The organism is Parasphingomonas zepuensis (assembly GCF_036663735.1).
Lineage (GTDB): Bacteria > Pseudomonadota > Alphaproteobacteria > Sphingomonadales > Sphingomonadaceae > Sphingomonas.
The window spans coordinates 66,411-92,804 of the sequence record NZ_JAXOJO010000009.1; the positions used below are offsets into that span (position 1 = coordinate 66,411).

The 26,394-nt window shown below is 67.1% G+C and carries 22 protein-coding genes; 8 read left to right on the forward strand and 14 right to left on the reverse strand.

Going from position 1 to position 26,394, the window contains the following annotated elements:
• The first annotated feature begins 94 nt into the window (after positions 1–94).
• Positions 95–2,839: a TonB-dependent receptor gene (locus U1769_RS23840; RefSeq protein ID WP_332720653.1), complete on the forward strand. Its 2,745-nt coding sequence runs from the start codon at positions 95–97 to the stop codon at positions 2,837–2,839.
• 57 nt (positions 2,840–2,896) lie between these two features.
• Here U1769_RS23840 and U1769_RS23845 read toward each other — a convergent pair whose 3' ends face one another.
• The 4 genes from U1769_RS23845 to U1769_RS23860 are packed head-to-tail and all read right to left on the reverse strand — an operon-like array spanning position 2,897 to position 7,013.
• Positions 2,897–3,283: a VOC family protein gene (locus U1769_RS23845; RefSeq protein ID WP_332720654.1), complete on the reverse strand. Its 387-nt coding sequence runs from the start codon at positions 3,281–3,283 to the stop codon at positions 2,897–2,899.
• Positions 3,284–3,304: 21 nt separating this feature from the next.
• On the reverse strand, positions 3,305–6,052 hold the full coding sequence (locus tag U1769_RS23850; RefSeq protein ID WP_332720655.1) for a [protein-PII] uridylyltransferase: 2,748 nt from the start codon (positions 6,050–6,052) through the stop codon (positions 3,305–3,307).
• Positions 6,053–6,103: 51 nt separating this feature from the next.
• Positions 6,104–6,235 (reverse strand): hypothetical protein, encoded by a 132-nt coding sequence (locus U1769_RS23855; protein ID WP_332720656.1) that lies wholly within the window; start codon positions 6,233–6,235, stop codon positions 6,104–6,106.
• The gene (locus U1769_RS23860; RefSeq protein WP_332720657.1) at positions 6,225–7,013 is read right to left on the reverse strand and encodes a hypothetical protein; all 789 of its coding nucleotides are present in this window, start codon (positions 7,011–7,013) and stop codon (positions 6,225–6,227) included. Before U1769_RS23860 ends, U1769_RS23855 begins: the two co-directional genes overlap by 11 nt.
• 137 nt (positions 7,014–7,150) lie before the next feature.
• Here U1769_RS23860 and U1769_RS23865 point away from each other — a divergent pair, with 137 nt between their 5' ends.
• Positions 7,151–7,930 (forward strand): DoxX-related protein, encoded by a 780-nt coding sequence (locus tag U1769_RS23865; RefSeq protein WP_332720658.1) that lies wholly within the window; start codon positions 7,151–7,153, stop codon positions 7,928–7,930.
• A gap of 123 nt (positions 7,931–8,053) precedes the next feature.
• On the opposite strand, the gene mutS is transcribed toward U1769_RS23865, so the two are convergent.
• Both mutS and U1769_RS23875 read right to left on the reverse strand, forming a co-directional pair.
• Positions 8,054–10,633, reverse strand: a complete 2,580-nt coding sequence (mutS, locus tag U1769_RS23870) for a DNA mismatch repair protein MutS (protein WP_332720696.1) — start codon at positions 10,631–10,633, stop codon at positions 8,054–8,056.
• A 510-nt stretch (positions 10,634–11,143) separates the two neighbouring features.
• Entirely contained in the window at positions 11,144–12,241 is a 1,098-nt protein-coding gene (locus tag U1769_RS23875) for a hypothetical protein (RefSeq protein ID WP_332720659.1), read from the reverse strand.
• A gap of 216 nt (positions 12,242–12,457) precedes the next feature.
• Between U1769_RS23875 and U1769_RS23880 the strand changes: the two genes are divergently transcribed.
• Positions 12,458–13,567, forward strand: a complete 1,110-nt coding sequence (locus tag U1769_RS23880) for an MBL fold metallo-hydrolase (protein ID WP_332720660.1) — start codon at positions 12,458–12,460, stop codon at positions 13,565–13,567.
• A 122-nt stretch (positions 13,568–13,689) separates the two neighbouring features.
• On the opposite strand, the gene U1769_RS23885 is transcribed toward U1769_RS23880, so the two are convergent.
• Positions 13,690–14,580 carry a hypothetical protein gene (locus tag U1769_RS23885; RefSeq protein WP_332720661.1) on the reverse strand — a complete coding sequence of 297 codons (891 nt, stop codon included), beginning with the start codon at positions 14,578–14,580 and terminating at the stop codon, positions 13,690–13,692.
• 491 nt (positions 14,581–15,071) lie between these two features.
• On the opposite strand from U1769_RS23885, the gene U1769_RS23890 reads away from it, so the two are divergent.
• Together U1769_RS23890 and U1769_RS23895 are read left to right on the forward strand one after the other, a co-directional pair.
• Positions 15,072–15,317, forward strand: coding sequence for a hypothetical protein (locus tag U1769_RS23890; protein WP_332720662.1), 246 nt, complete (start codon positions 15,072–15,074; stop codon positions 15,315–15,317).
• 81 nt (positions 15,318–15,398) lie between these two features.
• Positions 15,399–15,980, forward strand: a complete 582-nt coding sequence (locus tag U1769_RS23895; protein ID WP_332720663.1) for an energy transducer TonB — start codon at positions 15,399–15,401, stop codon at positions 15,978–15,980.
• 2 nt (positions 15,981–15,982) lie between these two features.
• On the opposite strand, the gene U1769_RS23900 is transcribed toward U1769_RS23895, so the two are convergent.
• Complete coding sequence (locus tag U1769_RS23900; protein ID WP_332720664.1) at positions 15,983–16,252, reverse strand: ribbon-helix-helix domain-containing protein; 270 nt, start codon at positions 16,250–16,252, stop codon at positions 15,983–15,985.
• 167 nt (positions 16,253–16,419) lie between these two features.
• On the opposite strand from U1769_RS23900, the gene U1769_RS23905 reads away from it, so the two are divergent.
• Together U1769_RS23905 and U1769_RS23910 are read left to right on the forward strand one after the other, a co-directional pair.
• A complete protein-coding gene (locus tag U1769_RS23905; protein ID WP_332720665.1) occupies positions 16,420–17,232 on the forward strand; it encodes a MipA/OmpV family protein in 813 nt (270 codons plus the stop codon).
• 79 nt (positions 17,233–17,311) lie between these two features.
• Positions 17,312–17,860, forward strand: coding sequence for a hypothetical protein (locus U1769_RS23910; protein WP_332720666.1), 549 nt, complete (start codon positions 17,312–17,314; stop codon positions 17,858–17,860).
• Here the strand turns inward: U1769_RS23910 and U1769_RS23915 are convergent.
• From U1769_RS23915 to U1769_RS23930, 4 genes are all read right to left on the reverse strand, one after another.
• On the reverse strand, positions 17,826–18,722 hold the full coding sequence (locus U1769_RS23915) for a hypothetical protein (RefSeq protein WP_332720667.1): 897 nt from the start codon (positions 18,720–18,722) through the stop codon (positions 17,826–17,828). The genes U1769_RS23910 and U1769_RS23915 overlap by 35 nt on opposite strands.
• A complete protein-coding gene (locus U1769_RS23920; protein WP_332720668.1) occupies positions 18,719–19,366 on the reverse strand; it encodes a hypothetical protein in 648 nt (215 codons plus the stop codon). Before U1769_RS23920 ends, U1769_RS23915 begins: the two co-directional genes overlap by 4 nt.
• Before the next feature lie 271 nt (positions 19,367–19,637).
• On the reverse strand, positions 19,638–20,210 hold the full coding sequence (locus U1769_RS23925; RefSeq protein ID WP_332720669.1) for a tail fiber protein: 573 nt from the start codon (positions 20,208–20,210) through the stop codon (positions 19,638–19,640).
• 64 nt (positions 20,211–20,274) lie between these two features.
• On the reverse strand, positions 20,275–21,645 hold the full coding sequence (locus U1769_RS23930; protein ID WP_332720670.1) for a methyl-accepting chemotaxis protein: 1,371 nt from the start codon (positions 21,643–21,645) through the stop codon (positions 20,275–20,277).
• A gap of 359 nt (positions 21,646–22,004) precedes the next feature.
• Here U1769_RS23930 and U1769_RS23935 point away from each other — a divergent pair, with 359 nt between their 5' ends.
• On the forward strand, positions 22,005–24,266 hold the full coding sequence (locus U1769_RS23935; RefSeq protein ID WP_332720671.1) for an NADP-dependent malic enzyme: 2,262 nt from the start codon (positions 22,005–22,007) through the stop codon (positions 24,264–24,266).
• A gap of 38 nt (positions 24,267–24,304) precedes the next feature.
• Here the strand turns inward: U1769_RS23935 and U1769_RS23940 are convergent, their stop codons facing one another.
• Positions 24,305–25,093, reverse strand: a complete 789-nt coding sequence (locus tag U1769_RS23940) for an SDR family oxidoreductase (RefSeq protein ID WP_332720672.1) — start codon at positions 25,091–25,093, stop codon at positions 24,305–24,307.
• 130 nt (positions 25,094–25,223) lie between these two features.
• On the reverse strand, positions 25,224–26,369 hold the full coding sequence (locus tag U1769_RS23945; RefSeq protein ID WP_332720673.1) for an acyl-CoA dehydrogenase family protein: 1,146 nt from the start codon (positions 26,367–26,369) through the stop codon (positions 25,224–25,226).
• Positions 26,370–26,394 lie beyond the last annotated feature (25 nt).

The following is a 26,394-nucleotide window of genomic DNA, read 5'->3' on the forward strand; positions in this document are numbered from 1 at the left end:
GCTCGATCGTCGTCGAGCCTATGGACGCACGCGCCTGTGCGGCTATCCGATAAGGATACCCAAAAATCGAAAAAATATTGGAGAGAATGTCATAATGCGTAAATCCGCGCTCATGCTGTCAGTTGCCGCCATCGCCATCGCCGTACCCGCTTTTGCGCAGGACGTGCCGGCCGCCCAGCAGGCGCCAGCCGCATCGCCGGAAACCGCGGTCGACGAAACCGGCGCCGACATCATCGTCACCGCGACGCGCCGCGCCGAACGCCTGTCCGACGTGCCGATCGCGGTCTCCGCGGTCAGCCAGCAGGCGCTGCAGAATTCCGGCGCAACCGACATCCGCGCGCTGGCGCAGCTCGCGCCGTCGCTGCTCGTGTCCTCGACGGGCAGCGAGGCCAATGCCTCGGCCCGCATTCGAGGGATCGGTACGGTCGGCGACAATCCCGGCCTGGAAAGCTCGGTCGCGGTGTTCATCGACGGCGTTTATCGCAGCCGCACTGGCTCCGGCCTCAACGACATCGGCGAAGTCGACCGGATCGAAGTGCTGCGCGGGCCGCAGGGCACCTTGTTCGGCCGCAATGCGAGCGCCGGCCTGATCAACGTCATCACCAAGGCGCCGGCCTTCGACTTCGGCGGCTATGGCGAGGCGAGCTACGGCAATTACAACAATATCCGCATCGCCGGCGCCGTGACCGGCCCGATCACCGATACGCTCGCCTTCCGCGTGGACGGCGTCTACGGCAAGCGCGACGGCTTCTATAAGGATGTCGTCAACGACACCGACTATAATGACCGCAACCGCACTTTCGTGCGCGGCCAGTTGCTGTTCCAGCCAAGCTCCGACCTGTCGGTGCGGCTGATCGGCGACTACACCTATCGCGACGAGAAGTGCTGCGGCGCAGTCTATGTCGATCTGCGCGAGAAGACCGACCCGACCCCCGGCGTGCCCGGCGACTATGCCGTGTCGGCGAGCAATCGCATCGTCGACATCATGACGAGCATGGGCGCCGTCTTCCCGAGCGCGAACGATCCGTACAACCGCCGGATCGCCAACAGCCCGGGTCGTGCCTATAGCAACAAGACCAAGGATTATGGCGGCTCGGCCCAGATCGACTGGAATTTCGGCGGCGCTTCGCTGACGTCGATCACCGCTTACCGCGAGTACAAGGCCGGCGGCGCGTCCGACATCGATTATGGCAGCCTCGACATCGGCTATCGCCCGGACGACGGGAACAATTATCGCCAGTTCCACACCTTCAGCCAGGAACTGCGGCTGCAGGGTTCGGCGTTCGACGACAAGCTCGACTGGTTGATCGGCGGCTACTACAGCCGCGAGAAGCTGCAGGTGGTCGACAACCTGAAGTTCGGCACGCAGTACGGCATGTTCGCCGCCTGCCGCGTCGTCTCCAACCTCAGCCCATTGGCGGCGCTGCGCAATCCCGCTGCGCCGGGCTGCCTCAGCGCGGCCGGCATCTTTACTCTGACCAACGCGCTGGGCGCAGCGGCACCGCTCGTCATCGGCAACATCAACCGGCTGAGCACGCTCAACGACTTGGGCAGCACGAGGGACGTCTATAACCAGCGCAGCGAGAATTTCGCGGCGTTCACGCACAACATCTTCAAGGTCACCGACCGGCTGAGCATCACCGCAGGCCTGCGCTACACGCGCGAGAAGAAGGACTTCAACGCCAGCTTCCAGAACAACAACACGATCTGCGGCGCGTTGCAGGCGGGGACCGCGCAGGGCGGGCTCGGCGGGTTGCTGGCCAATCCGGCGCTCGCCTCCACCGCGGCGGGGATCATCACCCTGGGCTGCACCGGCAACTCGACGGCGGCGCTCAGCGGCAAGACGATCAACGACAGCCTGAAAGAAGGCGAGTTCACCGGCACGGGCGTCGTCTCGTACAAGGCGACCGACGCGCTGATGGTCTATGCGAGCTATTCGCGTGGCTACAAGGCGGGCGGCTACAATCTCGACCGCTCGGATCTCGGGCCGGCCTATCTCGCCTCGACCACCGCGAACCCGAATGCGGCACTGCTCCGCTTCGATCCCGAGACGGTCAATTCCTATGAAGTCGGCTTCAAATACAGCTCGCGCCGCTTCACGCTGAACGTCGCCGGCTTCCGCCAGCAGTTCAGCAACTTCCAGCTCAACACCTTCAACGGCACCAACTACATCGTCCAGAACATCGGATCGTGTAAGGCCGACCTGAACGGGGCGGACGGGGATAACAGCGACAAGACCGGCGCCTGCACCGGCGGCGTGAAATACGGCGTGCTTTCCCAGGGCGTGGAGATCGAGGCCGGGTTTTACCCAGCCCGCAACTTCGCGGTGAACCTGGGCTACACGCTGGCCGACACCAAGTATCGCAACAACCTGGTCGGCAGCGAATCGGGCGAGGCGCTCGATCCGTTCCTCGCGCTGCTGCCGGGCCAGCAAATGTCGAACGCGCCGCGCAACGTGGTGACGATGTCGACCAGCTGGACGCCGGAGATCGGGACGAGCGGGCTTACCGCGCTGTTCTATGTCGATGGCCGGTTGAGCTCCGACTACAACACCGGATCCGACCTGTTCGTGGAAAAGGAGCAGGACGGCTTCTTCCTGATGAACGCGCGCGTCGGCCTGCGCGGGCCCGACCAGAACTGGAGCCTGGAGGTCTGGGCGCAGAACCTGCTCAACACCGACTATCAGCAGGTTGCCTTCAACGCGCCGTTCCAGGGCGCCGGATCGCAGTCCCAGGTCCAGAAGTTCGGGTCGCCCAGCTATGCGGTGGGCAACCAGATCTTCTCCGCCTTCCTCGCCGAGCCGCGCACGTACGGCGTGACGCTGCGCAAGCGCTTCTGATCGCCTGACGGACGACGATAGCGGCCCGTTCCCGACAGGGAGCGGGCCGTTGCCGTGTCAGGCCGGGGTGGGGGGCTCCCACAGCTCGATCGCATTGCCCTCGGGATCGTGGATGCGGGCGAACTGGCCAGTCGCGGGGTCGTTCCATTCCGGGCGCGTCTCGATGTCGATGCCGGCCGCGTTGAGCTGTTCGAGCAGCGAATCGAGATCGCTGACGCGCAGGTTGAGCATCCATTGCTTGTCGGCCGCGAAATAGTCGGTCGTCGCCTTGAACGGCGCGAACACTACCGGGCCGGCCTCGGTCGCCCAGGACCATTCCTCGGGAGTGGCGTCGCCCGAGGCGACGCAGCCGGGGCCGATGTTGAGATGCTCGCGGTACCAGGCGGACAGGCCGTCCGGATCCTCGGCGCGAAAGAACAATCCTCCAATTCCCAGTACCGGCATGGTCGCTTCTCCCGTGTCAGGTCAGGCGGCTTCCGTCATCGGTGTGCCTGCCGCCGCATCGAGCAGGCGTTTCTCGATCGTCTTCAGGCGCGTTCCCCCCGAAATCTTGTCGCCGGTCAGGTCCGTCAGGTAAAATGTATCGACCGCGCGTTCGCCATAAGTCGCGACATGGGCCGAGTGGATCGTCACCTTCGACTGGAATAGTGTGTGCGCCAGCTGGTGTAGCAGCGCCGGCCGGTCGCGCGCATTGACCTCGATCACGGTGAACCGGTTCGAGGCGCGGTTGTCAATCAGCACATTGGGGGCGATGTCGAACGCTTCCGCGCGGGTGCGCGGCAGCGGCTTGGCCATCAGCCGGTCGGCGAGGCGGGAGCGGTTGGCCAGCGCATCCTCGATCGCGCTGCGCAGCCGGCGGAGCTGCGCGGCATCGTCGAACGGCCGGCCGACCGGGTCCTGGACCAGGAAATTGTCGAGCGCCATGCCGTCGCGCGTGGTGTGGATGCGCGCGTCGATGATGTTGCCGCCGGCCACGCTGATCGCGCCGGCGATGCGGTAGAACAGGCCGGGATGATCGGCGGCATAGACGGTGACGAGCGTCGCGCCGCGCTCCGGATAGACCTGCGCAGCGATGAACAACTGGGCCGAGCCGGCTTCCTCGATCACGCGGGCGTTGCGGACCAGCACATCCTCGGGCTCGGCGACCCAATAGGGTTCGGGCAGGCGCTTCACCAAAGCGGCGAAGCGGGCATCGTCCCAGCCGAGCGCTGCCTGCAGCGCTTCCTGCTTGGCGGCGATGCGTTCGCTGCGGCCCTTCTGCTTGTGGCCGAGGCGGAGCACTTCCTCGGCGGATTCATAGAGATCGGAGAGCAGCTGGCGCTTCCAGCCGTTCCACACGCCCGGGCCGACGGCGCGGATGTCCACCACGGTCAGCGCGAGCAACAGGCGAAGGCGCTCCGGGCTTTGCACGATCTCGCAGAAATCGAGGATCGTCTTGAAGTCCGACAGGTCGCGCTTGAACGCCGTCGCCGACATCAGCAAATGCCAGCGGACCAGCCACGCGACGGTCTCGGTCTCGGCCGGGTTCAGCCCGAAGCGCGGGCCGAGCCGGTTGGCGACTTCGGCGCCGAGCAGCGAGTGATCGCCGCCGCGGCCCTTGGCGATGTCGTGGAGCAGCACCGCGACATAGAGCACGCGGCGTGAGACGATCTGCTGCATGATCGCGGCGGAGAGCGGATGATCCTCGCTGAGATCGCCGCGCTCGATCTTCGCCAGCAGGCCGATGGCGCGGATCGTGTGCTCATCGACGGTGTAGTGATGGTACATGTCGAACTGCATCTGCGCGACGACCTTGCCGAAATCCGGCACGAAGCGGCCGAACACGCCGGCTTCGTTCATCCAGCGCAGCACCGTCTCCGGATCGCGCGGGCTCGTCAGCACGTCCAGGAACAGGGTGTTGGCCACCGGATCGCGGCGGATGTCGTCGGCGAGCTTGGCATCGCGCGCGGCGGCGCGCATCGCGAGCGGGTGAATTTCCATGCCGTGCTTGTCGGCCAGCGCGAACATCTCGATCAGGCGCACCGGCTGCTGCTGGAGGAAATCGTCGGACGGCAAGGCGAGCCGCCCGCGATCGACCGTGAAGCCGTTGAGCTTGCCGGGCGCGCGGCGCAGCGTGGGCAGCCCGAAACGGCGACCGCGCGCGGCGAATTTCTCATCGAGATGCGCAAGGAACACGCCGGTGAGGTCGCCCACCGTCTTCGCCTGCAGGAAGTAATATTGCATGAAGCGTTCGACGCTCGATTTGCCGGGGCGATCGGCGAAGCGCATCCGCTCGGCGATCTCGCGCTGCAAGTCGAAGGTCAGGCGATCCTCGGCACGGCCGGCGACGCTGTGCAGATGGCAGCGCACCGCCCAGAGGAAATTGCCGGCGCGGTGGAACTGGCGATATTCGTCACGGCTGAGCAGGCCGGCTTCGACCAGCTCGGCCGGCTCCGTGACGTTATAGGCGTATTTGCCGATCCAGAAGAGCGTGTGCAGATCGCGCAGCCCGCCCTTGGCCTCCTTGACGTTGGGCTCGACGACATAGCGGGTGTCGCCCATCTTCCTGTGGCGCACGTCGCGCTCGGCGAGCTTGTCCGCAATGAACTGGCGCGCCGTGCCCGCCTGAATGTCGGCGTGGAAGCGCGCCGCGGCCTCGTCGTACAGTGCCATGTCGCCCCAGACATAGCGCGCCTCAAGCAGGGCGGTGCGGATCGTCACGTCGCTCCTGGCCTGGCGCACCATCTCGTCGAGCGAGCGGCTGCTATGGCCGACCTTCAGCCCGAGATCCCATAGCGCATAGAGCATGGTCTCGATCACCTGCTCGGCCCAGCCGGTCTGTCTCCAGGGGGTGAGGAAGCCGATGTCGATATCGGAATAGGGCGCCATCTCGCCGCGGCCATAGCCGCCGACCGCGATCAGGGTGAGGCGCTCGGCGGCGGTCGGGTTGCTCAGCCGGTAGAGGCGGGTCGTGGTGAAATCATAGAGCAGGCGCAGGATCTGATCGGTCAGGAAGGCCTGTGCCGCGGCTGCCTCAAGCCCGCGCGAGGGATAGTCGACCAGGCGCCGGGCGATTTCCGCGCGCCCGGCATCGAGCGAATCCTTGAGGATGGCGGTCGCCTCGCGGCGCAGCGCGACCTTGTCCTCGCCCTCCAGCGCGGTGAGGGCATCGGCCAGCACACGGCGATCGATGATCGCGCGGCGATGGGGCAGGGTGTCGAAGCGGCCGGTCATGGGGGCTAGGTAGTGAGTCCTTTGAGTGGCGTCACGCCCACACTTGGTCGCTCAATCGATCCGCTCGATCCGGGTGCTTGTCCGCCCGGTCTCGCCGCTTTTGGCGGTGAGCGTTCGGGTGACGGTCGCCGATTCGACCAGGCCGGTTGTGCGATGGAGCTTCGCATCGACTTCATCCTGCAACCTTGCGCATGAAACCGGCGATGGTCTCAACCGCCTTGTCCGAATCCAGATCGGTGCGGATGATCAGATGGTAGGGATCGGGGTCAGCACCCGCCGTGATCGTGAAGGTGAGCTTTGCCGGCATCGGCGCAGGCGTCTGGCCGGTCTCGATCTCGGTTTCGCCGACCATCGTCTCGCCATCCTCTGCCTCCATCCCGCCCACTCCGAGGAGAGCGTTCCAGTGTTGCAGCCATATCGGGGCGACCTGCTCCGCACTCATGCCGGCATAAAGGGCGATTACCGACGCAGTGATCGCGGCGGTATCGACCCCGGGCTTGTCCGGTGTGAGCGTCGCGACTGCACCGGGCGTGTTCTCGCGCAGTTTGACCTTCAGCGCTTCCCAGTCCCGCACGCGCAGCGGCGCCCCTTCGCGGTCCAGGTCGTACGACGCGGGGAAGAGCAGCGCACGCAGGGCCGCCGGTAAACGCGGGTCCGTCGCGGAGAGAGTCTCGCCGCCGAGTTCGAAGCCAGTGATCGTCACCGTCAGCACATAGCCGTCAGCGCTTTTGGCGAAGCGCAGGGTCTGCAGGACGGTCTGGGCCACTGTCTTGCCGCTTCGCGCCTTTTCAGTCGTGACCCGGTAGCGGAGATCGGCGTCGAGCGGCGGCGCGAAGGGGATGGTGAGGGTAGCGGGCGCCGCGACCAGCGCCGGGGCGGCGGCGGTGGTGGCGGAGGACGCGGCCATTGCCACGAACGCCGCAAGGGTGAGCAGCGGTGCGTGCCGGAATCGATGTCGCATTGTCACTGCTCCCGAGGGGAAAGGGATTGTTGGCAGACGTCCAACGCCGGTTGGGCGGCAGCGAAATTGCATCCGGCGGCCATTTGCCACAGCATTCGTCCGAGCGGACGCATGATTCCGCCGGAGGGAGGAATGACATGGCGGGCAGGCCGTTGCGACTCCAGTCGCTGATCGACACGGATGGGCTGGCAATCGGGATCGGGGCGCTGGGACTTGGCGTGCTGACGCTGATCGCGCGGGACTTCGCTTTCCAGTGGCAGCCGGTGCCGGCGGGCTGGCCGGCGCGCGAGGCGCTGGCGCTGCTGAGCGGCGCGATCCTCTTGCTGGGTGGAGCGGCCGTTATCGTACGGCGGAGCAGCGCCGCGGGCGCGGGGGTGCTGGCGATCTGGTTCGGGCTCTGGGCGATCGGGCTGCACCTGCCTGTGGTGGTGGGCGCGCCAAGCGTCGCGTCGCTGTTGGGCCTGGCCGAGATCGGGGCGATCGCCATGGGCGCCACCGTCCTGCTCGCGGTACGAGCACCCGGGCGCCTGCCGGGATGGAGCGTGGCGGCGGCGCGTGTCGCGTTCGGGCTGTGCGCGATCGTGTTCGGGATCAGCCACTTCGTCTATGCCGATTTCACGGCCGCGATGGTGCCGGGATGGATTCCTGGGAAGCTGTTCTGGGCATATGCGACCGGGCTGTGCCATCTGGCGGCCGGCGTCGCGATCCTGGCCGATCGACTGGCGCGCCTCGCCGCGACTCTGCTCGCCGCCATGGCCGGGGGCTTCGTGCTGCTGCTGCACCTGCCGCGGGTGATCGCGGCGCCGGGAAACAGGATGGAGTGGACCATGATGTTCGTCGCGCTTTCGATCGCGGGGGCGGCATGGGCGATGCGGTCAGTCAATCCTTCTCCCCGTGTGGGAGAAGGTGGCGCGTAGCGCCGGATGAGGGGAAGTGAGGTTCGGGACCACAACCGTCGTCCCCCTCACCCTTCCCATCGCTAAAGCGATGGGCCCCTTCCCTCTCCCACAAGGGGAGAGGGAGATAGAAGTGTCCCTCGCTCACGAGTCCTTCGCTATCGCTTTCAGCCGGTACAGCACCTCCAGCGCCTCCCGCGGCGTGAGGGAATCGACGTCGATCGCCTCAACTTCCGCCTTCAGCGCATCCGTCTCTTCCTCGACCTCGGCAGCCATGGCGGCGAACAGGGGGAGGTCATCGAGCCCGGCCGCGAGGCCGCCGGTCTTGGCTCTCCCCGCTTCGAGCTTGGCGAGGACGGCCTTGGCGCGGGCGATGGTGATCGGGGGCAGGCCGGCGAGGCGGGCGACCGCGAGGCCGTAGCTGCGATCGGCCGGGCCTTCGCTGACTTCGTGGAGCAGGACCAGCTCGCCCTTCCACTCGCGGGCGCGGACGTGGTGGAGGGTCAGTGCCTCGCACCGTTCGGCGAGGCGAGTCAGCTCGTGATAATGCGTTGCGAACAGGCAGCGGCAGCGATTGTCCTCATGGATCGCCTCGACCACGGCCCAGGCGATGGCGAGGCCGTCATAGGTGCTGGTGCCGCGGCCGACCTCGTCGAGGATGACGAAGCTCTTCGGCGTCGCCTGGGCCAGGATCGCGGCGGTCTCGACCATCTCGACCATGAAGGTCGAGCGGCCGCGCGCGAGATTGTCCGACGCGCCGACCCGGCTGAACAGGCGGTCGACCAGCCCGAGCGTGGCGCTGGTCGCCGGCACATAGCTGCCGGCCTGGGCGAGTACGGCGATCAGCGCGTTCTGGCGCAGGAAGGTGGATTTGCCGCCCATGTTCGGGCCGGTGACCAGCCAGAGACGCGAATCCTCGGAGAGCTTGCAATCGTTGGCCACGAAGCGCTCGCCGCGCGCGGCCAGCGCGTTCTCGACCACCGGGTGGCGGCCGCCTTCGATCTCGAAACAGCTATGCTCGACCAGGGCTGGCCGGGCCCAGCCGCCCTCGGCCGCGCGTTCGGCCAGGGCGGCGGCGACGTCGAGCCGGGCCAGTGCGTCGGCGGTGGCGGCGACGGGCTCGCGCCGGTCAAGCGCCGCCGCGGTCAGGTCTTCGAGATGCGCTGCCTCGGCGGCGAGGGCATGAGCGCCGGCCTGAGTTACCTTGAGCGCGACTTCGTGCAGTTCGGGCGCATTGAAGCGGACGACGCCGGCGAGCGTCTGGCGGTGGGTGAAGCCGCTGTCCGCCGCCATCAGCGCATCGGCGGCGCGGGCCGGGACCTCGATATGATAGCCGAGCACGCCGTTATGGCGGATCTTCAGCGCCGACACGCCCGTGCGTGTGCGGAACTCGGCCTCGAGCGCGGCGATCGCGCGGCGGCCACCGGCGCCGGCATCGCGCAGATCGTCGAGCGCCGCGTCATAACCCTCGGCGATATAGCCGCCGGCGGCCGCGTCGATCGGCGGCGACGGGACGAGCGCGCGGGCGAGCAGATCGATCAGGGCGCCATGACCGCGCAGCTGCGGGGCGAGGCCGGCGAGCAAAGCGGGCGGCTGATCGATCTTGTCGAGCCGCTCGCCGAGCTTCCAGGCGCCGTCGAGGCCGTCGCGAAGCTGGCCGAGGTCGCGCGGCGAGCCGCGCCCGGCGGCGAGGCGGCCGATCGCCCGGCCGATATCGGGCAGGCTGCGCAGGGTAGAGCGCAACGCCTCGCGCAGGCCGCTATCGTCGTGGAGCAGCTGCACGAGATCGAGCCGCGCCTCGATCCGCGCGCGATCGACCAGCGGCGCGCCGATATCGGCCGCCAGCGTGCGTGCGCCGGCGCCGGTGACGGTGCGGTCCACCGCGTCGAGCAGGCTGCCCTTGCGCTGGCCCGAAGCGGTGCAGGTCAGCTCGAGGCTGTCGCGGGTGGCGGCATCGATCGCCATCTGCTGTGCGGCCTGGAGCAGGCGCGGCGGGCGCAGGAACGGCAGCGCGCCCCGGGCGGTGTGATCGAGATAGGCGACGAGCCCGCCGGCCGCGGCGAGGCCAGCGCGGCTGAACTGGCCGAAGCCGTCAAGCGTGGCGACGCCGAACAGCGCCTTGAGCCGCGCTTCGCCGGCGGCGCTGTCGAACTCGGCGCGCGGGCGCAGCGACGTCGCGGCTTCGGCAAAGCCAGTGGTTTCGGCGGCGATCGTCTCGGCCGGGGCAAGGCGCGAGAGCTCGGCGCCAAGGCCGGCCGCGTCCGTCTCGATCAGCTCGAACCGGCCGGTCGAGACATCGGCCGCGGCGAGCGCGACGGCGCCGGCGACCTCGCCGATCGCGACGCACCAGTTGGCGGTGCGGGCGTCGAGCAAGGCCTCCTCGGTCAGGGTGCCGGCGGTGACGACGCGGATGATCGCGCGCGAGACCAGCGCCTTTGAGCCCATGCGGGCGCGGGCATCGGCCGGGCTCTCGGTCTGCTCGGCGATGGCGACCCGGTGGCCCGCCTTGATCAGCCGCGCGAGATAGCCTTCCGCCGCATGGATCGGCACGCCGCACATGGGAATGGCGACGCCGTCATGCTCGCCGCGCGCAGTGAGCGCGATATCGAGGCAGGCAGCGGCGATCTTTGCATCCTCGAAGAACATCTCGAAGAAATCGCCCATGCGGTAGAACAGCAGGCAATCCTGCGCTTCGGCCTTGAGCGCGAGATATTGCGCCATCATCGGAGTCGGGGCGGGGGACGGGGCGTGCATCCCGGGCTGGGTAGCGGGATTTTGCGATGTCGTCATGGGGGCTGTGAGGGCGGCTCCGGGGATGGTGCAATGACGGTGTTGGAGGGCGCGGCGGGCGCATAGTAACCGAGTGGAATTGCCGTTGGAGAAGGGGCGTAGTTGCGCCGGTGGACGAAGTATCGGCCGAATTATGCGACACTGCGCGCTGTATGGGGAAATCGGACGTTTCTTGGAAATTGCGCTCGAATTATTGCGGCGTGCGCCTTTCGGGGTGCACGAATAGGCGCGGTACGCCCCGTTCGGGCGCCGGACGTGCTTCCGCGCGACTGCGCGTTTATTCGCCGAATTATGCGAGGGGTATCGGATTTTCATGGCGCTTTTCTTGGGTCTCGCACGAATAGTATTCGCCGATTCGTAAGGCGATTGGGCAGATGCTTCTCGGAAGAATTCACCAGAAATGGGCGAGCGCTTGAATCGAAGGCAATCAGACCTGCTCGACGGTCACGGCGCAGAAGCGCGTTGGGAGAGCAGGTAAGCCGCCTTTTCCGGTGGTTGCCTAGCGATCCATTTGAGGTAGGCCGTGAAGACCGCACAGCGTTGCTGCGGTGTCGCTACAGTCAAGTGCGCGGGCTGTTTCAAAACGGCCGCCAGCTCAGGAGGCAGAGTCTGCTGAAATTCCGCGTAGAGGGCTAGCAGGCGCTCGTTCGAGAAAGTGCGCCGAACCGGATGATCGATACCCGCGCGCGCCGCATCCAGGGAGGCGGCGAGCATCTGCCCAAGCCGCTGGCGATCCCGCGGCGACGTGAGCTGATCGATGCCCGGTTCCGGGACAATCGTAGGGCCCCCGATCGCTGCAGAAGCGCAGCTCTTCGGCAAGCCGGCGATGTCGTCTGCTAACCACGCCAGATGCGCTGCCACCTCAGCGAGCTGTGCGTCTGGAGCCCTGGCGATATCGGCGCGCTTCGATTCGATGAGGTGCCTGATCTCCGTGAATGGGAAGGGCGATAGCGCCTTACGTGCAGGATCGTGCTGCGTCGCGTCGCGATGACGTTGGATATAGGCGCGCAGAATCTCGTCGCCTTTTTCGGGGAAGTCGCGTTGCAGTGCCGCAATGATTTCTCGTTCGGGCGATTGTCTCTGCAGGGAAGGTATAATCAAGCTGGCCCAATAGGCCTCTTCGACCGCATCCTTGCCTTCGTCGGCAGCGACGCTAGCTCTTGCAACGATTGCCGCCAGCAGACCACCCGCCACGAGGATGATCCATGGGTTAACCCGCCTGTTGGCGAAGGGATCGGCAAGGCGCTGGGTCTGCATCTCACGCAAGCCGTCGCCGATCGCCACAAGCAGGCTGAAACCGATCAGGGTCGCAGGCGTGATGCCGACATAGCGCAGCCAGAGCAGCACATTCGAAATCGGCCGCAAAAGAACGAGCATGACGAGCATGCCGGCGATGTGGACGAGCAGGGCCTTGCGCCAGACGGATGGCCATTTCTTTAACAGCAGCCGCAGTGGGATGACCGTGGCGGCGTCGATCACGGCAAGCATCGCGATCGCGCTCACGAACAACAGCTCATAGATCGCTGACGGCGACAGATTCATTTCTTCCCCCGGGCCGCGCCCATCGAATGGACGCACCTTTACTAACCCTCTCGCTATCGCTCGTCGTGGCATCCGTCGAGCGTGAAGACCGCGTGGCGAGTTCCGCCTTTTCCCCCTTGTCCTCTGCCGTCTCGCGGTCGCTTCCTCCCCCGGCCACCTCACCTAGGTGCGCATGCCGATGTCGTGATATGGGCTCCCCTCGTCAGGAGACAGCGGATGGCGGATTCGGAAAAGCTGGTTGCGACGCGTCGCGCGGTGCTGGGCGCGGGGGCGTTGGGGCTGCTTGCGGCGACCGCGCGGTCCGTGGCCGCCGCGCCGTTGCTGGCCGTGCCCGAGGTCGATAGCTTGAGCCTGCAGGTCGTCACCGACAACGCGAGCTTCGGGCCGTTTCTCGAAAATCTCGACCTGCCGGGCATGAAGGTGCTGCGTGCCGGCAATGGCGGGCCGCCCGCGCCGCGGATGTCGCCGCATCCCCTGCTGGCCGAGTTCGGCCTGTCGATCGTGGGGGAATCGCGGCTGGCGGGGCAGGTGCGCCGGGTGATGGTCGATTTCGGCTATTCGCGCGAGGTGCTGGCCAACAATCTGGCGCTGCTCGGCATCGATCCGGGTTCGATCGATGCCGCGGTGCTGAGCCATGGGCATCTCGATCATTATGGCGGCTTTCCCGGCCTGTTCGGGGGGAAGGCGCCGGCCCGGCCAGTGCCGCTGACGGTGGGCGAGGAGGAAACATTCTGCGAGCGGGTCGCGCTGATCGGGAATCCGCCGCCGATCATGGGTGCGCTCGATCGCGGCGCGCTGGCGCGGGCGGGCTTTGCGGTGAGCGTTAACCCAAGGCCGGCGATCATTGCGGGCCAGGCGTTCACGACGGGGGTGATCCCGCTGGAGAGCTTCGAGCGCGCGGCCATCCCGACCCAGATGCGGCCAGGCATCGGGTGCGACCGCGCGCTGCTCGCGCCGGCGAAGCGCGATCTCGCCCAGCTGCCCGATGACGGCGAGCATGAGCTGGCGACCTGTTATGCGGTGAAGGGGCTCGGGCTGGTGGTGATCGCCTCGTGCAGCCACCGCGGCGTGATCAATTCGGTACGGCGGGCACAGGCGGTGTCCGGGATCGACAAGGTCCATGCCGTGATCGGCGGCTTCCACCTCGTCCGCCCGCGCACCGAGGACGAGGCACGGCGCACGGTCGCCGAGTTCGCACTGATCGACCCGCGCTATATCATCCCGATGCACTGCACCGGCGAAGTGTTCATCGCCGAGGCGCTGCGGTTGATGCCGCAAAAGGTCGTGCGGTCCTATGTCGGATCGCGGTTCGTGTTCGGGGCGTAGCGGCCGTTTGGATTACTCTCGCGAACGAACAAGCTCTTGTGTCCCCGCGAAGGCGGGGACCCAGCCTGTGCTCCCGCCTTCGCGGGAGCACAAATAGGCGGGAGAAACGTCTCATATAGCGCTTAGGAGTCCGGCGGATTTGTGGTTCCCTCCTTGGCGGCCGGCGCTTTGGACCCCAGCACCGACGCCCGTAACCCCTTCCACGCCGCCACCAGCGCGGCGGCGCCGACCAGGATGGCGGCGATCGCTTTCAGCCAGTCGGGGAAGCCGGTCAGCCAGGTCCACAGGGTCGCCGTGCCGATGGAGACGTGGATCGGTTTCGGCTCGTTGGTGGGGCGCAGTTCCTGCGTATTGCCCTGGCTGTCGGTCATCACGACCGTGGTGCGCAGGATCAGCGAGAGGTCGCCGCGGGCGCGTGCGGTGACCGACCAGCGCCACAGCCCGTTCGAGCCCTCCGCCACCGTCTGGATCTCGGGCGAGAGCGGCTTAACGTCGAAGCCGGCGCCTTCGAGCGTCGCCTTCATGCGCTGGCCGACGAACGGGTGGTAGTCGACCGTCGGGCCGGTGCCGCCGCCGCCCTCCACCAGATCGTGCGGCGTCCGCTCACCCGGCACGGGGCGGAGCGCCACGGTCGCGGTGCCTGCCGGCGTGCCGTCGCCGGACGCGGTGACGTTCCCCGTTACCGGATCGGGCGTTGCAACAGGGGCCGGGGTGGGGAGCGGGGCGGCGCCGAGCGCGAGGGTGACGAAGGTCGTCTCGCCCTGGCGCATCTTCGCCGGCGCCTTGAACGAGGCATTGCCGCGCCGAGACTGATCGAGCCAATATTGCGCGTCGGTGCAATCCTCGGCCGTGAGCCGCGTGCCGGTGACGCGGCAGAGACGCAGGCCGCCCGCAGGGGCCGTCCCCTCGTCGCTGACGGCGACCGTATTCATGCTGTCTCCTTGCGGGGACTCAGTGCAGGACTGGCTCAGCAGCAGCGCCGACAGCAGCAGCGTGGTTGCGCGCAGGGTCATTGACGCGTCTCCCCATATCCGGCGGATCATGCGCCCGCGCCGGACGGCCCGCAATCGGCGCGCGACGGAGAAGCGCCGAACCGGTGCTGCTTCCCGCGCCGGGGCCGCGTTTCTTAATCCAGGCGATGAGAAAGACGCGAAGGGGCCCATCCCACCGCACCACCGAAGCGATAGCCCGGGTTGCCCGGCGATTGAATCGAGGCCCCCTCGCGCTGCACGTCCGTTGAAAATGTCATGCGGGTTTCTGACATTTTTCGCCTCAGCGACGTGATACATAATCATTATTTATCAGATATTTGTGGAAAAATCTGCCGGTGGCGGAATGTCAGTCGGGCGTCCGGGCGGCTGGGGCACCGGCAGAGGCCGGAAACGAGCATGGCCGCTCCCGGCGCCGTACCTGTACCCCGGATTACCGCTGCGTTCAGCATCCCGACCCGATGGCGGGCATAACCTCCCATCGCCCGATTCAGCGGGCAGGAAGGGACCAGACGATGAAGATCTCACACATCTTTGCCGCAACCGGCCTGGCGGTTGCTTCACTCACCATCAGCACGAGCGCCGATGCGCAGCGCTGGGACGGCCAGCGCGGCGGCTGGAACGATCGCGGCTATCGCGGCGACTGGTACGGGCCGCGCTATCGGCCGTACCGGCATCGCTGGCGCGGCGGCCATGGCTGGTACGGGCCGCGGTGCTGGACCGAATGGCGCTATGGGTACCGGGTGCGTATTTGCCGGTGACCCGCGGGCCGGCCGGCGGAGCGGGGCCTGCCGGTTGCAGTTGATCTGGACCGCTGCAGCGCGGCATCATAGCATGGCTGCATGATGCTTCCCGTCCTGCTGATGCTGCTCGCCCCGCAAGCCGAAACGCCCGCTGCCGCCCCGGCCACCAAAGCCGCGCCTGATCCGGCCGCGCCCCGCCCCGACGGGGACATGGGCGCCTGGTTCAGCGGCGATGTCTTTCCAACCCAGGCTGTGCAGGAGCCGGCCTCGGGGACGGTTTACTATACGGTCGATGTCGATGCGGACGGCGCGCCGGTGAAATGCACGGTGACGAAGAGCTCCGGCTCACCCAGCCTGGACAAGAGAAGCTGCGAGATCCTCATGCAGAAGGGGCACTTCATTCCCGGACGGGACGCCGCGGGCCGGGCGATCGGCGGGCAATATTCCCAGCGGGTCAAGTGGGACTCGCGGGAAACCCCGGGGCTCTGGGTCATGATGACGGTTTCCGGCCCGGACAATGGCGTGTGCTCCTTCGATCTCGACGGCAAGCCACGACATCTCGATCCCACCGCCTGCCGTGGCCTGGCCGGTGCCCTGGTGGAGGGCGGCCAGTCGCTGGACAAGCCGATCTCAGTCCGGATTTCGGATGTGGCGGAGGCGATATTGCCGGAGGGGCAATAGACTCATCCCGCCTTGCAGGCCCGTTGGCGCAGGCTCGCGAACCATGCATCGTCGGCGGGAGCGGCGGGCGGCGAGGATGCCGCTGCGAGGAGCAGACCGCGCAGATGCTGGCGATCCTGATCGTTGCGGATCAATTCCCGCATATATTCGCTGCTGGTGCCGTAACCGCGATCCGCGACCTGTTCATCGACGAAGCGCCCGAGCGTTTCGGCAGGGAGATGTTCATTGTGCTCATGACCTGAAAAAAGAACGATTTTGGCAAAAATTAGCAAGATGCCGGTGCCGGTCTCTTGTGCATCCTCGCCCGCCGGAACGCACCGGCACAGTCTGCGTTGTGGGCGAAGGGGAATGGGTGTGGTAGCGAGCTGTCGCGTCCGCCGTTCACCGGCGCCGTCGGCGCAATGCCCATCATCCCGAACCACGGAAGTATTTGCGCCTCATGAACTATCCTCTCCTGGCGCGCGCGCCTTTCCTTGCCCTCATCATCCTTTCCGGCCTGTCGGCTGGTACTGCCCAGGCCCAGGAGGAGAAAGCCGAGAAGGAGCCGTTCCGCACCCGCATCACGCTGGGCGCGATGGTTGCGCCGACGTTCCCCGGCGCGGGGACCTCGAAGCTTGGTCCGTATATCGACGGCAGCCGGGCGCGGGGCGATACGCCGTTCGACTTCGACGCGCCGGACGAGAGCTTTGGGCCGACGCTGATCCAAAGCGGTGGATTTTCGGCCGGGCCAGCCCTCAGCTTTATCGGTAGCCGGACGGCGAAGGATGTCGGCGCTGCGTTGCCCAAGGTCGGCTTCACGCTCGAGGCGGGCGGGTTCGTGCAATATTGGCTGGTCGACAGCCTGCGCCTGCGCGCCGAGGCGCGCCAGGGCATTGGCGGACACAAGGGCCTGGTCGGCGTGGTCAGCGCCGATTACGTCGCCCGGGACGGCGACAAATGGCTGTTTTCCGTCGGGCCGCGGCTGACCTTGTCCAACGCCAAATACAACCGCGCCTATTTCGGCGTCGCGCCGGCCGATGCGCCTGGTGCCGGGCTGACGGCGTTCCGGCCCAAGGCCGGGGCGCAGGCTGCCGGCGCCGTCGCCGGGGCGCTGTATCAGCTCACGCCGCGATGGGGCCTGGCCGGCTTCGTCCAGTATGACCGGCTGATCGCCGATCCGGCCAAGTCGCCGATCGTGCGCACTTACGGGTCGCGCGATCAATATTCGGGCGGGCTCGCGCTGACCTACACCTTCGGGGGGCATCGCCGCTGACCGGCCGCGCGTCGATCGCGGCTCGCCCGGGGTGGCGGGAGCGTGCTATCCGCCGGCGGATGCGAATGGGGAGGTATCAGTGATCCACAGCGTGCGGCCGATCGGGGCGGTTGGCGTCCTGCTCCTGCTGGCGGCCTGCGGGCCGGCCGAGGAACAGCGCGCGCCGGCCAAGGCGCCGGTAAAGCCAAGCTTCGACCAGACGGTGCCCGGCGTGCAGGCGACGATCGCCGGACTCGGCGCGCCCTGGGCCAAGCCGAGCAGTCACGAGATCGTGCCCGATGCCGCCAGCGGTGGGACGATCATCGCGACCAGCGGGGACGGCGGGACGGCCAAGCTGTACCGGCTGCCCGATGGCTGGATCAGCCGGGTCGAGTTGACCTCCGGCGCCGGCAAGAGCTGCGGCGATCCGGCCGATGTCGACCGGGCGATCCCGTTGCTGCTGACCGGCCTTGCGACCAAGGTGACGCTGAACGCGGCGCAGACGCAGCAGCTCAAGGCAAGCCTTGCCGCCGGGCCGCCCGTGTCGGTCAGCCTGCGCGGCGTGCGCGTGACCGTGCAGGGCGGCTGCGTCCAGGCGCTGACGGTGACATCGCTCAGCCAGCCGGCCGCTGCGCCTTCACGTCTATGATCTTGTCGCGGTCGTAATCGAGCACGCCGGGGACCGGCGTCAGGCGATCGATCTGCAGGCCGAAATAATTGGGCACCCGGCCGCTCGCGCGGAGGTCTGCTGGGACGATGGTGAAGGCCGCCAGGCGCGGATCGACCTTGTCGTCGGGCGCGGGCGGCTGCCAGCTCGTCGTGGTCAGCTTGCCGGGAAATTCGGTGGAGATCGGCGGGACGGGGCGACCCTCCGCCTTGGCTTTCGCGCGTTCGGCCATCCAAGTGCCGACCATCGTGCCGGTATTGACGATCTGGCCCGGCTTCACCTCGAACTGGATGCTGCCCATGCACAGGCAGGTGCCGCCGGCCGCCGCCGCGATGATGATCGGGCCGTAAAAGGCGTAATGGCCCGGCGGCACCATGTGCAGGAAGATCGAGCGGCCCTTTTCCTTGGCGAAGCGGTTGAACGGGCCGATCGAGACCATGTTCTCCTGCTCGATCGCAGCGAAGGCGAGGTTCGCATCGGTCGGCTCGACCGGCTTGACCGGGCGCGGGCCGGTCCGGCTCGATCCGCCCTTGTCCCAGGCCGCGGCGTCGCGGACCCAGTTCGCCTGCTTCTTCTCCCATTTGCCATGGGCCTTGGCCAGGGCTTCGTTCCGGCGGCGGAGGTAATCGTCGATATCCTCCTTGTTCGGGCGGCGAATGAAAGTGAGCGGCGTCGCCGTCTCGGTCTGGACGATGATGTAGCTCTTGGCTGGATCGATCTCGGCGACCGGCTTGTCGGCGACCGGCTTGTATTCGCGGACTGGCGGGCCGTCAGCGGCGAAGGCGGGCGACGGGCCGGTCAGCGGGGCGGCGAGCAGCGCAGCGACGAGGAGAGCGTGCTTCATTTGCCGAGTGCCTCCGTCTTTGGCGTCTCGCCCGAGGCGACCTTGGCCTGTTGTTTCAGGAACGCCTGGCGCTTGCTTTCCTCCAGGGAGGAGAAGCCTTCCTCGAAATTGAATTCCTGCCACATGTCCTTGGGCAGGCCGTAGCGCTCATAGCCCTTGAAGTTCATGCAGCGGCGCATGTTGATCCGGCGCGTCGCGCGGACCTGGGCCGAGCCGAAGATCGCGGCGACCATGATGTTGGCGATCGCACCGCCCGCCGCGCCGGCGAGCGTGCCGGCATAGGGATAAGGCGTCTCCATATTGCCGAACGGGCTGGCCAGGCCGCGCGAGAGATTGTCGCAATCGCGCAGATCGAACAGCGCGGTTTTGAAATCCGTGTCGGCGCGGTGGAAATAATAATATTTGTCGAAGTCCTTTTCGAACTTCGGATCGGGCGCGAAGGCGAGCGTCGGCATCGCAATCGACGCGACATCGATCTTCTCGTCGGCCGACGGGAGCGTGATGGTCTGGGCGGTGTCCGAATCGGCGGCGGGGGGCGCGGCCGGGGCTTCCTGAGCGGGGGGCGCCTCCGCTTCCTGCGCGAGGACGGGCGCCGCCCAGATGAGCAACGCGGTCGCGGCACTGCGTGCCACCAGCTGTTTCATGCTTCCTCCCCCCGGATCCGCGGAGAATTAAAGACAGAATGCGGGCGATTTCAAGTGTCTTCCTCGTCTCGTCCAGGGGCGTCCAGTCCACCACGGCTGACCGTACGGCACAGTGGCGGGCGCAGACGCCAACGCCTTGTTGGGTGTTGCTCCATTAAGCCGTTCGGGCTGAGCTCGTCGAAGCCCTGCTCTTCTCTTCCTGGAAAGAAAGAACGGCCCTTCGACAAGCTCAGGGCGAACGGAGAGACGATCGGGCCTGGCGAATTCTGCCCTAGGCGAATCTGATGATGTAAGTGACGGCGATATTGGCCGGCCGCGTCTCGGTGAGGCTGGTGTTCACCGCCGGCGTGCCGGGTTCGCCGACCGGGCCGCTCGTCATCATGCCCGGTAGGGGCGGGCCGGAGAATGGCGGGCCGCCCGGCGCGGCGCCTGGGGCCTCGGCAGTGGCGGGCGCCGCATATTCATGGCCATGGACCTGCAGCGCGCACGCCTGGGTCGAACCGACACCCCCGGACTGTCCTTGCGAGGCCGGCGTGCGGATCGCCGCATCGGGATCCATGCCGCGGCCAGCATCGACGCCGCGCAGGAACGTGCCGCGATAGTCCGGCAGGTTGAAGGTCCCATCGTCCCCGCCGTAAAGCAGGCCAAGCGCGGCATAGAGCTGCGGATATTGCTGGATCGGCAGCGAGCGTCCGTCGCAGATCATCCAGCCCTGCGCCTCGAGCGGAGCAGGGGGCGATCCCTCCGGGCTGGTCGTCCAGCCGGCATAAGCCGTTACGGCGCCCACCGGCAATTGACCGCCGAACTGGGGCGATCCGGGGAAACTGGCGGGGCGATCGATCATGTGCTGGCTCCTGTCGGCAACGGCGCCCGGATCATGCCGACCGATCCGCCATCATGGAAGACGGTCAGGCGGCGACCCTGGCGGCGAAGTCGCCCGCGCTGCCCTTGAGCGTGCCGAGCTGCGCATCGAGCCGGTCGAAACCGCGGCCGACGCCGGCGATGTTCTCGGCGACGGTCTCGGTATCCTCGCGGATCGCGGCGATCGTGCTCGACATGGAATCCGCCGCCAGCGCGGTCTCGTCGACCGCGGCGGTGATGGCGGTGACGGTCTGTGCCTGGGCTTCCATCGCGAAGCGGATGCGGCTGGCGCTTTCCTGCACCTCGGACACGATCGACTTGATCGAGGCGTTGGTCTCGACGGTCGAGCGGGTGGCGGACTGGATCGCGGCGATCTTGGCGGCGATGTCGTCGGTCGCGCGCGCCGTCTGGCTGGCGAGCGACTTCACTTCCTGCGCGACCACCGCGAAGCCGCGTCCGGCGTCACCGGCGCGCGCCGCCTCGATCGTGGCGTTGAGCGCGAGCAGATTGGTCTGCCCGGCAATGTCGCGGATCAGGCCGAGGATCGATTCGATCGACTGGGCATGGCCGCTCAGCGTTTCCGACATGCCCACCGCCAGTCCCGCCTGGCCGAGCGCCCGGGTGGAGATATCGGCGGCCGCCTCGACTTCGGCGCGGGCATCCTCGATCGCGCGGATCAGGCCGGCCGAGGTGCGGGCGGCTTCGCGCATCGCCAGCGCCGACTGTTCGGCCGCAGCGGCGACTTCGGACGTCTTGCCGAGCATGCCGCGGGCGGACGTGGAGCTGCGCTCGGCCTGGCGGCGCAGCTCGCCGCCCTCCTGCGTCGCGGTCTCGACCATAGTGGCGATGCCGTCGCGGAACTCCCCGGCGAGCAGGTCGCGCTGTTGCTTCGCGTCGAAATGCATATAGGCGGCGTAGAGCGAGGCGTAGATATCGCATTCGAGCGAGCGCAGCCGGAAGAACACGTCGTTGAGGCGCTGCCGCTCCTCCTTCGAGCAATCGTAGAGCCGCGACAGGATTTCGAGCATCTGTGTGGCGCCCGCGCAGGTCATCGAAATGAGCGCGGTGAGCGAGACGTCGGCGGCGAAAGCCTGGGCGACCATGCGCTCGGCCGACCGCACCCAATCCATCCGGTCGGCCTGGTCGAAGCGGTTGCGCAGATAGGCGACGCCCGTATCCAGCGTCCAGGCGGCGCCGCGTGCAGTGGTCGCGTCGCGGCCGTCGAAATGGCGGTGCCACTGGACGCGCTGCGTCTCGGCGACCTCGGCGATTTCGGGCGTGAGGATGACCCACATCTGGCGCGCCACGGCGAGATCGTCGGCGGTGAAGGCGAACAGGCGCAGGCGATCGGCGAGATCGATGGTGTCGGCGGCCGCCCCAACCTGGGGAGAATGCTTGGCGATGGCGACGTCGTTCACGGTCTGGACCTCGGGGAAAAGCGCCGGGCACCGGCCGTCATGGGGTAGTCGATTGGGGTTAATGAGCGGTTATATTGGCGGGCCCGGACGTGCCGCAGTGCACAAAAAAAGCGGGTGGGCCGCCTGACGTTACGGCATCGGCGAGTTGCCGGGCCCCGAGGTTCACCTTTTATCCGATTTTTGGGCCGGTAACACTTGTCGCGGCTGGCCCCATGCCGCAAGAGCCGCCGCGAGCCAGCATGCGCGGCAGAAATGGTCTCCGGAGCGACTCCGGGGTGACGCAGGGTCACGTTGCCGTTACAGGCAATGATCATATAGGATTCGCGCCCATGATGGCGACGAACGAAAGCGAGAGATGCATGGCCGACGAATCGAACGTCCAGTTTTCCGAGCGCGAAGCGCTGCTGTTCCATTCCGAAGGCCGGCCCGGCAAGATCGAGATCATCGCCTCCAAGCCGATGGCGACTCAGCGCGATCTGGCGCTGGCCTATTCGCCCGGCGTCGCGGTGCCGGTGCGGGCGATCTACGAAGATCCCGCTACGGCCTATGATTATACCGCCAAGGGCAATCTCGTCGCGGTGATCTCCAACGGCACGGCCATCCTGGGCATGGGCAATCTCGGCGCGCTGGCGTCGAAGCCGGTGATGGAAGGGAAGGCCGTGCTGTTCAAGCGCTTCGCCGATGTCGATGCGATCGACATCGAGCTGAAGACCGAGGATGTCGACCGGCTGATCGATGCGATCGAGCTGATGGAGCCGAGCTTCGGCGGCATCAACCTGGAGGACATCAAGTCCCCCGAATGCTTCATCATCGAGCAGACGCTGCGCGCGCGGATGAACATCCCGGTGTTCCACGACGACCAGCACGGCACCGCGATCATCGCCGCAGCGGGCCTGATCAACGCGCTGTTCCTTACCGGGCGCGACATCAAGGACACGACGGTTGTCGTGAACGGCGCCGGTGCGGCGGCGATCGCCTGCGCCGAGCTGATCAAGGCGATGGGCCTGCCGCATGACCAGTTGCTGATGTGCGACCGCACCGGCGTGATCTTCCAGGGCCGCACCGAGGACATGAACCAGTGGAAATCGGCGCATGCGGTGAAGACCGAGCGCCGCAGCCTGGCCGACGCGCTCGACGGCGCCGACGTGTTCCTGGGCCTGTCCGCCGCCGGCGCGCTGCCGGCCGAGCTGCTGATGAAGATGGCACCCAAGCCGATCGTCTTCGCCATGGCCAATCCCGATCCCGAAATTACCCCGCCCGACGCCAAGCGGGCGCGGCCGGACGTGATCATCGCCACCGGCCGATCGGATTATCCGAACCAGGTCAACAATGTGCTCGGCTTCCCGTTCATCTTCCGCGGCGCGCTCGACGTGCGCGCGACGACGATCAACGACGAAATGAAGGTCGCCGCAGCCGAGGCGCTGGCCGCGCTGGCGCGCCAGCAGGTGCCCGAGGAAGTCGCGGTCGCGTACGGCGTGCGCCACACCTTCGGGCCGGATTACATCATCCCGGCGCCGTTCGATCCGCGGCTGATGGAGATCGTGCCGGCCGCCGTCGCCAAGGCAGCGATGGATTCGGGCGTGGCGACCAAGCCGATCCTCGACATGGAGGCTTACCGCCAGTGTCTCCGCGCGCGCATGAACCCGACCACGTCGGTGCTGAGCCTCGCTTATGAAGGCGCGCGGGCGCATCCGAAGCGCGTGCTGTTCGCCGAGGGCGAGGAAGAAGTGGTGCTGCGCGCCGCGATCGCGTTCAAGGACGGAGGCTACGGCACGCCGGTGCTGGTCGGGCGCGACGATGTGTACGACCGCCTGAAGGCGCTCGGCGTGACCGATCCGGACAGTTACGAGCTGCACAACAGCCGCAACTCGCCGCTGGTGCCGAAGATGGTCGAATTCCTCTACGCTCGGCTGCAGCGCCGCGGTTACCTCCGCCGCGATTGCGAGCGCATGATCAACCAGGATCGCAACATCTTCGGCGCGGTGCTGCTCCAGCTCGGCGAGGCCGATGCGATGATCACCGGCATCACGCGAACCTATGCGCACACCATGCGCGAAGTGCGCAAGGTGATCGATCCGGAGGCCGGGCGCACGCCGTTCGGCATCCACCTGATGGTCGGGCAGAGCCATACCGTGTTCATGGCCGATACCACGATCAACGAACGCCCGTCCGCCGAGGAACTGGCCGACATCGCCGAGCATACCGCGCTGGTCGCGCGGCGCATGGGGCACGAGCCGCGCGTGGCGTTCCTCAGCTATTCGACCTTCGGCAATCCGGAAGGGCGCTGGCTGGAGAATCTGCGCGATGCGGTGAAGGTGCTCGACGAGCGCAAGGTCAGCTTCGAATATGAAGGCGAGATGGCGCCGGACGTGGCGCTGAATCCGAAGCAGCTGGCGAACTATCCGTTCGCGCGGCTGTCGGGCCCGGCGAACGTGCTGATCATGCCGGGGCTGCAATCGGCCAATATCTCGGCGAAGCTGCTGCGCGAGCTGGGCGGGGATTCCGTGATCGGGCCGATGCTGGTCGGCATGGAGAAGTCCGTGCAGATCGCGCCGATGACGAGCACGGCGAGCGAGCTGGTGACGCTGGCGGTGCTGGCTGCGGGCGGGATTGCGCGGTAACTTATTCCTCCCCGAGCAAGCTCGGGGAGGAACTAAGGTTAAGCGTCGATCGACGTTCCCACCGCGGCGTTCACCAGGCCGCCGTCGACGGTGATCGTGTCGCCCACCACATAATCGCCCGCGCGGCTGGCGAGGTAGATGGCGGCGCCGGCCATGTCTTCGTCGACGCCGATGCGCTTTGCCGGGATGTTCTGTGCGATCGCTTCGCCGTGGTCGCGGGCGGCCTTGTTCATCTCGCTGGCGAAGGCGCCCGGGGCGATCGAGGTGACGTTGATCGAATCCTGGATCAGCCGCGCGGCCATGCGCTTCGTGAGGTAGATCAGCGCCGATTTCGACGCGTGATAGCTGTAGGTCTCCCACGGATTCAGCCGCTGGCCGTCGATCGAGGTGATGTTGATCACCTTGGCCGGCCGATCCCGGCTGGCCGCTGCCTTCAGCGCCGGGTGGAGCGCCTGGGTGAGGAAGAAGGGGGACTTCACGTTGAGGTCCATCACCTTGTCCCAGCCTTTTTCCGGGAAATTCTCGAATGGCTCGCCCCAGGCCGCGCCGGCATTGTTGACGAGGATGTCGAGCTTGTCGGTGTGTTCGGCGAGCTGGGCGGCGAGCGCCTTGCAGCCGGCGACGGTGGAGACGTCCTGGGGCAGGGGGATGCACTTCTCGCCGAGCTCCTGCGCGGTCTCGAAACAGGCCTCGGCCTTGCGCGAGGAGATGAAGACGGTCGCGCCCTGGGCGATGAAGCCGGCGGCGATCATCTTGCCGATGCCGCGCGAGCCCCCGGTGACGAGGGCGGTGCGGCCGTCGAGGCGGAAGAGGTTGGTGGTGTCCATAGTTTGCTCCTTCTTCTCCCCTCCCGCTTGCGGGAGGGGTCGGGGGTGGGCCCCCGCTATCCAATTGCGGAGCGCCTGCCGAAGCCGGGCGCCCACCCCTAACCCCTCCCGCAAGCGGGAGGGGAATCCCCTAGCCCCCGCGCTTGATCGTCTCCCGCGCGATGATGATCTGCTGGATCTGGCTGGTGCCTTCGTAGATGCGGAACAGGCGCACGTCGCGGTAGAGGCGTTCGATGCCGTAATCCGCGATATAGCCGGCGCCGCCGAAGATCTGCACCGCGCGATCGGCGACGCGGCCGACCATCTCGCTGGCGTAATATTTCGCGGCGGCGGACTCCATCACCACGTCCTTGCCGGCGTCCTTGGCGTTCGCCGTTTCCAGCACGAGCGCGCGGGCGGCGAGTGCCTCGGTCTTTGAATCGGCGAGCATCGCCTGGATCAGCTGATGCTCGGCGATCGGCTTGCCGAACTGCTTGCGCTCGGTCGCATAAGCGACGCAGTCGGCGATCAGGCGCTCGGCGACGCCGACGCAGACCGCGGAGATGTGCAGCCGGCCGCGATCGAGCACGCGCATCGCGATCTTGAAGCCTTCGCCCTCGGCGCCGAGCCGGTTGGCGGCGGGGACGGGTACGTCGTCGAAGATCACGTCGGCGACCTTGGCGCCCTTTTGCCCCATCTTCTTTTCGGGCTCACCGATCGACAGGCCGGGCAGGTCGCGCGGCACGAGGAAGGCGGAGACGCCGCGGGCGCCGGCTTCCTCGCCGGTGCGGGCCATGACGGTGAACAGATCGGCCTTGTCGGCATTGGTGATGTAGCGCTTGGTCCCGGTCAGGCGATAGACGTCGCCGTCCTTCACCGCCTTCAGCTTCACCGCGCCGGAATCGCTGCCGACATCCGGTTCGGTGAGGGCGAAGCTGGTGATGATCTCGCCGCTCGCGATGCGGGGCAGCCAGGCGGCTTTCTGCGCGTCGGTGCCGGCCATGACGAGGCCCTGGCTGCCGATGCCGACATTGGTGCCGAAGGCCGAGCGGAAGGCGGGGGTGGTGCGGCCGAATTCGATCGCCACGCGCACTTCCTCGCTCATGGTGAGGCCGAGGCCGCCATAATCCTCGGCGATCGACAGGCCGAACAGGCCAAGTTCGCGCATTTCCTGGATGATCTCGGCGGGAATTGCGTCGGCTTCCTCCACCGCGCCTTCGAGCGGGCGCAGGCGTTCGCTCACGAAGCGGCGGACGGTATCGATCAGCGCGTCGAAGGTTTCCGGATCGAGGGCCACGCTTCAGTCTCTCCCCACGCTTCAG